Annotated in this window: 9 protein-coding genes; 3 read left to right on the forward strand and 6 right to left on the reverse strand. The window is 65.7% G+C overall.

Going from position 1 to position 8,919, the window contains the following annotated elements:
- Window positions 1-243 precede the first annotated feature (243 nt).
- A complete protein-coding gene (locus H609_RS0109965) occupies window positions 244-1,575 on the reverse strand; it encodes an ethylbenzene dehydrogenase-related protein (protein ID WP_019583208.1) in 1,332 nt (443 codons plus the stop codon).
- Between the two features lie 247 nt (window positions 1,576-1,822).
- Between H609_RS0109965 and H609_RS0109970 the strand changes: the two genes are divergently transcribed.
- Window positions 1,823-2,791: a daunorubicin resistance protein DrrA family ABC transporter ATP-binding protein gene (locus H609_RS0109970; RefSeq protein WP_028484870.1), complete on the forward strand. Its 969-nt coding sequence runs from the start codon at window positions 1,823-1,825 to the stop codon at window positions 2,789-2,791.
- Complete coding sequence (locus H609_RS0109975) at window positions 2,788-3,555, forward strand: ABC transporter permease (protein WP_018866517.1); 768 nt, start codon at window positions 2,788-2,790, stop codon at window positions 3,553-3,555. The genes H609_RS0109970 and H609_RS0109975 overlap by 4 nt, the downstream gene beginning before the upstream one ends.
- 39 nt (window positions 3,556-3,594) lie before the next feature.
- On the opposite strand, the gene H609_RS0109980 is transcribed toward H609_RS0109975, so the two are convergent.
- The 5 genes from H609_RS0109980 to H609_RS0110000 all read right to left on the reverse strand — a co-directional run bounded on the left by H609_RS0109980 (window position 3,595) and on the right by H609_RS0110000 (window position 8,413).
- Window positions 3,595-4,635, reverse strand: a complete 1,041-nt coding sequence (locus H609_RS0109980) for a GGDEF domain-containing protein (protein WP_028484871.1) — start codon at window positions 4,633-4,635, stop codon at window positions 3,595-3,597.
- Between the two features lie 368 nt (window positions 4,636-5,003).
- Window positions 5,004-5,504, reverse strand: coding sequence for a DsrE family protein (locus H609_RS0109985; protein WP_026280284.1), 501 nt, complete (start codon window positions 5,502-5,504; stop codon window positions 5,004-5,006).
- A 72-nt stretch (window positions 5,505-5,576) separates the two neighbouring features.
- The gene (locus H609_RS0109990) at window positions 5,577-6,068 is read right to left on the reverse strand and encodes a DsrE family protein (protein WP_028484872.1); all 492 of its coding nucleotides are present in this window, start codon (window positions 6,066-6,068) and stop codon (window positions 5,577-5,579) included.
- 29 nt (window positions 6,069-6,097) lie between these two features.
- A complete protein-coding gene (locus H609_RS0109995) occupies window positions 6,098-6,709 on the reverse strand; it encodes a TetR/AcrR family transcriptional regulator (protein ID WP_028484873.1) in 612 nt (203 codons plus the stop codon).
- Between the two features lie 384 nt (window positions 6,710-7,093).
- A complete protein-coding gene (locus H609_RS0110000; protein ID WP_028484874.1) occupies window positions 7,094-8,413 on the reverse strand; it encodes a rhodanese-like domain-containing protein in 1,320 nt (439 codons plus the stop codon).
- Window positions 8,414-8,551: 138 nt separating this feature from the next.
- Between H609_RS0110000 and H609_RS0110005 the strand changes: the two genes are divergently transcribed.
- Window positions 8,552-8,785 (forward strand): ATP-binding protein, encoded by a 234-nt coding sequence (locus H609_RS0110005; RefSeq protein WP_028484875.1) that lies wholly within the window; start codon window positions 8,552-8,554, stop codon window positions 8,783-8,785.
- The last annotated feature ends 134 nt before the right edge of the window (window positions 8,786-8,919 follow it).

The raw sequence follows: 8,919 nt of genomic DNA on the forward strand, positions 1-8,919 counted from the left end.
CGCAGAGCCGGGAGCGCCCACGCCGGCCTTGCCACCGACCGCGCCCGCCCCACCGGCGGAGATCCCGGATCACCGCTGCGCGGCGTCCGGGACGACGGAGCGCAGGAGACCCGACGTCAGGCTTTGTGCCTTGCCCTGCACGTCTGGTGGCGCAAGGGCGTCGGGTGCACCCCTTCCACGGCCGAGAGTGTCGACACCAGACGAGTCCGGGTCTGAGCGCGCGTGGTGCCGATCCGCGCCGGCTCAGTCTGCGTCGCGCAGGAGCTGCTGCTCCATATCGACGATGAAGCCCGGCAGGGTGTCGAGATCGTGCTGATCACGCACGCCCTGCTCGCCCTCGCGCACCAGCGTGCCGCCCGGGTGGTCGTCGCTGTGCAGGAACTGATAGGTGATCTGACCCGGGTAGAACACCTCCACCTCGGTCCATTCCAGGTCGGCTTCGTCCAGATCCCCATCGACGCGGCGGGCGACGATGTCGGCCTCCCCGTCTTCCAGCCCCAGGGTCATCGGCAGCGAGACCAGGTGCCAGCGCGCGCCCGCGGCACTGTGAACCGCGAAGGCGACGTTGTAGGACGCGCCATGTTCCAGGGTCTTGCTGTCCCGGGCGTTGGGGGCCTCCAGCGTGCGGGTGAGTGCAATCCGCCAGGCGCCGTCTTCGTAGCCACCATCGGCACGGATCGCACCGCGGCTGCCGCTCGGCTCTTGCAGGAACCGCTGCGGGATCACGTCGCCTTCCTGCCAGTCGTGGTCCGGATCGAAGGCGATTGCGTTGCCCTCGTGGATGTAATAGGCGTCGTCCTGGCCGTACTCGCGGGCGATCAGGGCCTCCCACTCCAGGGCGGGGGCTCCGAGCTGCTCCGGATCGAACATCCAGGCAGGCTGATCGGCGTCGTCATCCCAGTTGGTCGTGAACATGCTGGTGCCCTCGGACGACAGGCGGTAGTGCAGCACGTAGTTGTTGTCCGCGTAGCCCATCGGGTGGCTGCGGTGGGAGCGCCACTGCCACAGGTCGAGGAACACACCGTCGGACTGCAACTGTTCCAGGGCCTCGTCATCGATGACCTGATCCCAGGAGACCTCTTCCGGATCCTCCGTGACGCGGGTCTGCGGGAGGTACTTGCGCACGTCGCTGCGCCCGAGGTCGCCGCCCAGCTTGGGATGCTCGCGAACGGCATCCGCGTCCACCTCGGAGGTCAGGCTGCGCATACCGTCGTGCGCGGTCATCCATCCGCCCATGCGGTCGAAACCCTCCACCTTGCCGTCGTCCAGCATCATGGAGATTCGGTCCTCGTACAGGCCGTGCTCGTCCGGCCCCGGGCCGCCGGATCCGTAGCGCACCCACTCGCCATCCTCGTAGCGCCAGACCTGGTGATACCAGCTGGGCGTATCGGTCTCGTACTCGTAATGGATGCGGAAGTCTTCGTCGTTATAGACCGCGGCGACCCGCAGAACCGCGCGGGCATCCTCTTCGGCGGGAATAAAGACATTACGATCGGTGTCCACGACACGGGGTTCGGCCAGCGCCAGAGCCGGGCAGGCGGCGGCGACCGCAAGGGCCATCAGCGTTTTCTTCATGTGGCTCTCCCTATATATGGCTTTGAAGATATTTTTAACTCCCTATGACCAGAAGGGGATTAGCAGGTTCCTGCCGGGTGTCCCGACAGAGATCACGGCCAGAGGCCGTGCAACGCTGGCACCCACACCCGGCAGGAGCCGCACACCCTCAACAAACCCTCAACGAAGGAGACCTAGGGAGACTGAAGCGGCGGAACCCGGGCGCCCCGCCCGCGTCCGAGCGTGGAAGATCGATCGGGAGACAGGTTTGGAGAACGCCATCGAGGTACAGGGACTGGTACGGGACTTCGCCGCCACACGGGCCGTGGACGGCGTCGATCTGCGGGTACCAACCGGGCAGGTCCTGGGCCTGCTGGGGCCGAACGGCGCCGGCAAGACCACCGTGGTCCGCATGCTGGCCACCCTGCTCGCGCCCACCGCCGGCACGGCCCGCGTGGGCGGGTTCGATGTGGCCCGCGAGGCCGCGCGGGTTCGCGAGATTATCGGCCTGACCGGCCAGTACGCCTCGGTCGACGAAAAGCTCACCGGACGCGAGAACCTGATCCTGATCGCCCGCCTGCTGGGGCTCAAGCGGGCCGATGCCCGGGCCCGTGCGGACGCGCTGCTCGCGGACTTCTCGCTGCAGGAGGCCGGGCGACGCCCCGCGCAGACCTACTCCGGGGGTATGCGCCGACGCCTGGACCTGGCCGCCAGTCTGGTTGGACGCCCGCGTATCCTGTTCCTGGACGAGCCGTCCACCGGCCTCGACCCGCGCGCCCGCCGCGACCTGTGGGAACGGGTGCGCCAGTTGCAGGCGGCGGGTACCACCGTCCTGCTGACCACCCAGTACCTGGAAGAGGCCGACGCCCTGGCCGACTCCATCGTGGTGCTGGACCAGGGCCGCGTGATCGCCGAGGGCACGGCCGCCGAACTGAAGGCCCGGGTCGGGGCGCGCAGCCTCTACGTGACAGTGGCGGACCCGGCGACCAGCGACCGCGCAGCCGGGATCGTCACCGGGCTCGCGGGACGCCCGGCCCAGGTCGAGGGGGCGCAAATCAGCGCGCCGGTGCAGGATGCCGGGCTGCTTCCCGCCGTGTTGCGGCGCCTGGACGACGCCGGGATCGAGGTGGTCGATCTGGGGCTGCGCGGCGCCAGCCTGGATGATGTGTTCCTGTCCCTGACCGGGCGCAGTGGCGCCGGCCACGCGGAACCGGACGCCGGGGAGGACGCGGCATGAACGCCATTGACCAGACCCTGGCGCTGGCCTGGCGCAGCCTGGTGCAGGTACGCCGCAATCCCTGGGAACTGGGCGACTACTCGATCCAGCCGATCCTGTTCCTGGTGCTGTTCCTGTTCGTGTTCGGCGGGGCCATTGCCGGTTCGCCCGAGAACTATCTGGCGTTCGTGCTGCCCGGCGTGATCGTGATGAACATGCTGTTTGTGACCGTGTACGTCGGCCACGGCCTGAACACCGACCTGACCCGCGGCGTATTCGATCGCTTTCGTGCCCTGCCCATCCCGCGCTGGGCGCCGCTGGCCGGACGCATCCTGGCGGACGTGGTCAAGCAACTGCTGTGTATCGCCCTGTTGCTGATCGTCGGGTTCCTGCTCGGCTTCCGCCTGGAGACCTCGTGGGCGCACCTGCTGGCGATGGTCGCGCTGGTGCTGAGCTTCGCGGTGGCCTTTTCCTGGGTGATGGTGCTGGTGGGCGTGATCGCGCGCGACCCGGAGCATGTGCAGCTGTTTGGCTTTACCGCGCTGTTCCCGGTCACCTTCGTCAGCTCCGCGTTCGTACCCGTGGACACGATGCCGACCTGGCTGCAGGGCTTCGTGCAGGCCAACCCCGTCTCGCTGCTGGCGGAGGCCGCCCGCGCCCTGATGAACGCCGACGGCCCGGCCCTGCAACCGGCCCTGTGGTCGCTGGCCTGGGCCCTGGGCATTGCCGGGGTGTTCGCGCCGCTGTCGGTCTATGCGCTCAACCGCCGGCTGGCCCGCGGGTAGCGACGCGCAGGGAGCCCAGCCGACAACCACCAGCAGGAGTCAGAACAATTCAATCTCACCCGCCTCGATCACGTTGGGCTTAATCACACCCGAATCAACCAACTGGTCGTACAGACAAACTTGGTTTTTCCCATTCGCCTTGGCGTAGTACAGCGCCTGATCGGCCTCGTCCAGCACGGCGCTTGCGGTCATGTACGGACGCAAGCGGGTGACCCCGATGCTGGTGGTAACACGTCCGACCCGTGGCAGCGCATAGTCCGCCACCGCCCGCTGCAAGCGCCCGAAGGTTGCCGCCGCCATCTCGGGACTGGCGATTTCGGCGAGGACCACGAACTCCTCGCCACCGAAACGGTAGACCAAGTCATTCTGGCGAAAGCTCTGCTGCAGCAGCCGTGCCAGTAGGATCAACACCTCGTCGCCATACACATGGCCGAAGCTGTCATTGATCCTCTTGAAGTCATCGACATCGATCACGGCCAGCCAGACGTCAGTTTCTTCAGGGTCGGGCTCCTCGCGGCGGCCCCCCGCAGGCTCCGGTGAATGGGTGCTGCGCCCGATTGTCGCGAGTTCACGAAAGTTGTCTTCGAATGTCTTGCGGTTGAGCAGCCCTGTCAGCTCGTCCGTCTGCGCGTCATCAATCAGCTTGACGAAGTTGCGATACACCGACAGGAAGCTACGCACCAAGAGCGCGTCCAGCGACTCGCTGTCGCTGGCATTATCGAACGAGAATGCGAGGCAGATACTGAATTCCTTGAGGCCGGACATTGGAAAGACCGACACCCGGCGCCCCGATTCGTCCGTTCCCTCGGACGGCTCCCCGGTCGCAAGTGCCTGATCCAGCAGCCAGACAGGTATGGGCTGTTGCTCCTGATCGAACGGCACCGTGGTCACGGTGTCATGCTTGCGGTCGAAGGAATGGAGGCTTTCGGGGTGGCCCTCGGCAGTGAGCTGGATCGCCCAGATCTGCGCCGACTGGTAAATGCTGTCCAGTGTCTTGAGAAGACTGTATTCCAGACGCTGAGCATTGCGAATGCCCGTGAGGTGGGCCAGCCCGTCAAGCAAATCTCGACCGCTGGTCATTGCATCAGTCCCGAGGCTTGGGAGGGAGGCGCCGAGCGCCAGGACTCTCGTCCGGGTGCTGCGGTTCCAATTTATCTCTGCGCATGATGGCCTGCGCGTCTCGCCTTGAGATGACCGCAACACGCCTGCAAGGTTCTAGAACAGAGAAAAACTCGCGAATTTGCCTCTCATGTTACGGGAAACGCAACCTGGACACCCTCGGGGCAGGAAGAAGGTACGACTCCGGACAGAACACGGACGGACGAAGAACGGCAATAACCGACTCGGGACCGAACCGGCTTTTCGACCAGAGACATTGCCTGATCCGGGAAAAGACCGCCGGCGCATCTCCGCGACAACAAGCTTTCTCCAACAGGGACAGCAAGTGCTCAGTAAACCGGCACCAGCGCGTAGCCCTGGTTCTGGTAGCCCATGACCGCGATGAAGCCGCTGCGCACCGGCTGGATCGGATCCAGGATGGTGTCGTTGTCCACACCATAGGCCCGCGTCGCGGCGGCGCAGACCTCCATCTTCACGCCCAGTTCGTCGAGGCGGTCCACCGCCTTCGCGATCTCCTCCAGGGTGTCGGCGTGATCGATCGCAACCTCGGGCTCCGGGTCGGTGTTGATGAACTTGACCGCCTCGGCGATAAAGACCATGCGCAGATCGGGCTCCACGCCCTCCTTGAGCAGGTTCTCGTGGTTGGTGGCGATGCCGCGCAGGTAGGCCAGCATCACGTTGGGGTCGGACTTGCGCATGTCGTAGACCGCGCGCATGGTCTCGATGCCCTGGGTGGCCTCGCGATTGTCCAGGCCCTCGGCGCTCGCCGTGGAGGCCAGGCCAAACGGCAACAGCAGGGCCAGCAACAGGATCAGCATTCGATTTCGCATGGTGGTTCTCCTCCTTTTTTGGTGAAGGCCCGGGTGTTTCGTCCCCGGGCTCGAAACCCGAACCCTTCAGGCTCAATAGATCGGGATGACCGCGTAGCCCTGGGCCTGGTAACCGGTCAGGGACACGAAGGTATTGCGCACCGGCTCGATGCCGGGCAGCAGCTCGCCGTGCTCGACGCCGAACAGGCGGGTGGCCACGGCGCAGGATTCCATGCGCACGCCCTTCTCCTTCAGTGCCGCCACGTGCTCCTCGATCGCGTCCAGGTGGTCGAAGTCGGTCAGCTCGAAGCGCTCGCGATCCTCGGAGACCATGGTCACGGCCCGCCCGCGAAAGGCGAGGATCATGTCCGGGTCCACGCCCTGATCGGTCAGGTCTTCAAAGGTCTCGCGGATCACCATCAAATACAGCGCGAGCATCTCCGGGTCGTTGTTGTTCAGGTCGAACACGACGCGGCCCTGCTCGACGCCGTCCAGGGCGCGGGCGTCGGTGGGGGCTTCGGCCTGGACGGTCAGGGTGGTCAGCGACAGGGCCAGCAGCAGGAACAGGGATGCAACGATCTTCATCGGGAGTTCTCCTTCGGTACAAAAACGGGTTACGGGCAGTTAGCCGAGGGCATCGCGATGGCGCGCCAGGCGGCCTCCTGGGTCTCGGGCAGGTAGTGCGCCAGGGGTTTCTCGAGCACGCCGTCGAGGTACAGGTGCAACAGGCGGATGGCGCCACCGAACGCGGCGGTGGCCGCCACCGGGATCTCCATGGGCCGGACCTCGCCGGCGGCCATGCCCTGTTCGATGCACTCGCGCATGCGCTGGAACGGCTGCGAGGAGCACACCGGCGGCTCGTCCGGAAGAAACTCGCGGTGCCGCGCCTCGAGCACGAAACGCATCGTCTGCGGGGCCTCGGTGGCGGCCCGGAACAGGAACGCGATGATCCCGTCGCAGCGCGCACGGCAACCGCTCTCGCGCTCCATCACCTCGGCCAGGCCCGCGTCCATGCGTTGCAGCAGCGCGTCGTACAGCGCCTTGGCCAGCGTCTCCTTGTTGCCGAAGTGGTGATAGATCGAGCCGATGGAGACGCCGGCCTGACGCCGAATGTCATGGATGGAGGTATTGAAATAGCCATCCTGACTGAACCGCTCGAGCGCGGTATCCAGTACCAGTTTGCGCAGCGCGGCGCCGCGCACGGATTGCTTCGGGTTCTCTGTCATCGCCCATACCAAACCGAACGTTCGTTCTAATTTAGCGCGAAGATATGGGAAATGCCACATGCGACCCGGCACTGCCTTCTCGCCAGGACCCATTCTCCGCACAACCGACCTTCACGTACGCGGTGTACTTCCCGCGCTGTACTTCCCGCGCTGTACTTTCCCAGGGAAATGCTGATCCACGTACGCCCTCGCCCGTGCAAGAGCCCGGGCTTCCGGCCGATTGCGGTTGTGCAAGCGCCGCATCGGCCAGGGGGCTGGCCTCCTGCAAACGCTGGCTCCAGACCAGTAGGAGCCGAGCCCTCTCGGCGATTGAGGCCTTGCCACGCCCTGCCGGCAGGGGCTGGCTTCCCACAGGCGAGGGACCCGGACGCTCCGCATTGGGATTCAGAAGTCCTCGAACTCCATGGCGCGGAACACGCGGCCGGCGTTCTGGCGATGCAGCTCGCCGTAGGTGTCCAGGTGGCGGTAGGCGGTCTGGTCGATGTTGTAGGCATCGTTCAGCGTGCCGCCCTCGTCGAGGATGCGCTGGACCTCCTCGCGCAGGTACACGAGATATTCGTGGGTGTAGCGGCGGAGCACCTCGAAATCGTTCACCGGGTCGCCGTGGCCGGGGATGATGTACTCGGCCTCCAGGGCCTCCAGTTCGTGCCAGGTCTCGATCCAGCCGGCGGTATCGGTGTATTCGAAGATCGGTAGCATGCGCTGATGGAACGCCAGGTCCCCGGTAATAAGCGCCTTGCGCTCCGGCGCCCAGAGGGCGATATCGCCCGGCGCGTGGCCCGGCCCGAGGTAGCGGATCTGAATGGTTTCACCACCCATCTCCAGGTCCAGGCGGGTGGCGAAGGTGACGTCCGGCGTGCCCAGCTCGGTCATGAACGCCTTGTCGCGGGTGCGGGTGGCGGCCGCTTCCAGGCTCGCCTGACCATTGGCCTCGATCTCGCGCCAGGCATCGTTGTGCGCGATGACCGTGGCGCCCTGCTCCTGCCAGTAGGTCATGCCGAGCATCGCGTGGCCCTGGGCATTCTCCAGCACCACGTATTTCACCGGTTGATCGGTAAGCTTCTTGATCTCCTGATGCAGCGACTTGGCCAGCAGGTAGTTGTCGCCGGCGTTCATCACCACCACGCCGTCGTCGGTGATGATGAACGACAGGTTGTTGTTGTGGCCGGAGTTCTCGTAGGTGGAGGGCTGGGTCGCGCCGATCGCGGACCAGACGCCGTCGGTCACCTCCTGCGGGCGGTCGTAGAGGAACGAGTCGCGGGCCTTGTCCAGCACATACAGCGGCAGCCCGGCGTCTTTCCACTCGAAGAAACCGCCGGGGTAGTTGTACACATTGGTGTAGCCCATCTGCTGCAGGGTCTGCGCGGCGGCCACACTGCGCAGGTTCTGGCCGCAGTAGACGACGATCGGCGTGTCCTTGTCCGGGATCTCGCCCGGCACCTCGAACTCGATCCAGCCGCGCGGGATATTCAGCGTCTCGCTGGAGCGGATCTGCCCGCCGGTGTGATCAATCTCGGTACGCGTGCGCACATCAATCACCACGTGGTCGGGCTCGCTGGCGATCAGGTCCTGCAGGCCCTCCTGGTCGATGTTGGTGATCTCCGCGTTCGCCGCCTCCAGCAGCGTGTCGCCCGTTAGCACATCGGCCTGCGCGGCACTGCTGCCCACCGCGGCAAGGGCCAGCCCCAGCCAGATCGCTCGCATGGTGATTCTCCGGTTCGTATCCATCCCTTCACCATAGCCCTCCGCGGCGGCGGCAGCCAGGCGCGGTGCTTGAGCCGCCTCCGGCAGCGTCTATATTCATGTTGTAGGCACACGGCCCCGCGGCCGAAGGAGCCCGCAATGAGCACCCATATGGCGGATATCACCATCCACATCGACGAAGACACCGACCACGCGGCCCGCGAACGCATCCAGGATGCCCTGCGCGAACTCCCGGGCGTGATGGCCGCGTCCAGCCACGACGAACGCCCGCACCTGATGGTGGTGGAGTACGACCCGCAACGCATCAACAGCCGCAAGCTGCTGGACACGGTCACCGCCTCCGGTGTGCACGCCGAACTGATCGGCCTTTAAGGAGACGCTGATTGAATCGCACGTCCGCGTTGGCGCCCCCTGTTTTCCGAGACAAGGCGCGTCGTGCAGCGGGTAGTGGTTCTACCCGCAAGCGGCGCAACGCAGGATCGGGGAACAGGGGGCACCAACCCCAC

This window comes from Thioalkalivibrio sp. ALE17 (assembly GCF_000425605.1).
GTDB lineage: Bacteria > Pseudomonadota > Gammaproteobacteria > Ectothiorhodospirales > Ectothiorhodospiraceae > Thioalkalivibrio.

Excerpts from the sequence above, each read along its gene's own strand:
- H609_RS0109965 (WP_019583208.1), bottom strand. The coding sequence starts at position 1,575 with ATGAAGAAAACGCTGATGGCCCTTGCGGTCGCCGCCGCCTGCCCGGCT.
- H609_RS0109975 (WP_018866517.1), top strand. The coding sequence starts at position 2,788 with ATGAACGCCATTGACCAGACCCTGGCGCTGGCCTGGCGCAGCCTGGTG.
- H609_RS0109980 (WP_028484871.1), bottom strand. The coding sequence starts at position 4,635 with ATGACCAGCGGTCGAGATTTGCTTGACGGGCTGGCCCACCTCACGGGC.
- H609_RS0109985 (WP_026280284.1), bottom strand. The coding sequence starts at position 5,504 with ATGCGAAATCGAATGCTGATCCTGTTGCTGGCCCTGCTGTTGCCGTTT.
- H609_RS0109990 (WP_028484872.1), bottom strand. The coding sequence starts at position 6,068 with ATGAAGATCGTTGCATCCCTGTTCCTGCTGCTGGCCCTGTCGCTGACC.
- H609_RS0109995 (WP_028484873.1), bottom strand. The coding sequence starts at position 6,709 with ATGACAGAGAACCCGAAGCAATCCGTGCGCGGCGCCGCGCTGCGCAAA.
- H609_RS0110000 (WP_028484874.1), bottom strand. The coding sequence starts at position 8,413 with ATGCGAGCGATCTGGCTGGGGCTGGCCCTTGCCGCGGTGGGCAGCAGT.
- H609_RS0110005 (WP_028484875.1), top strand. The coding sequence starts at position 8,552 with ATGAGCACCCATATGGCGGATATCACCATCCACATCGACGAAGACACC.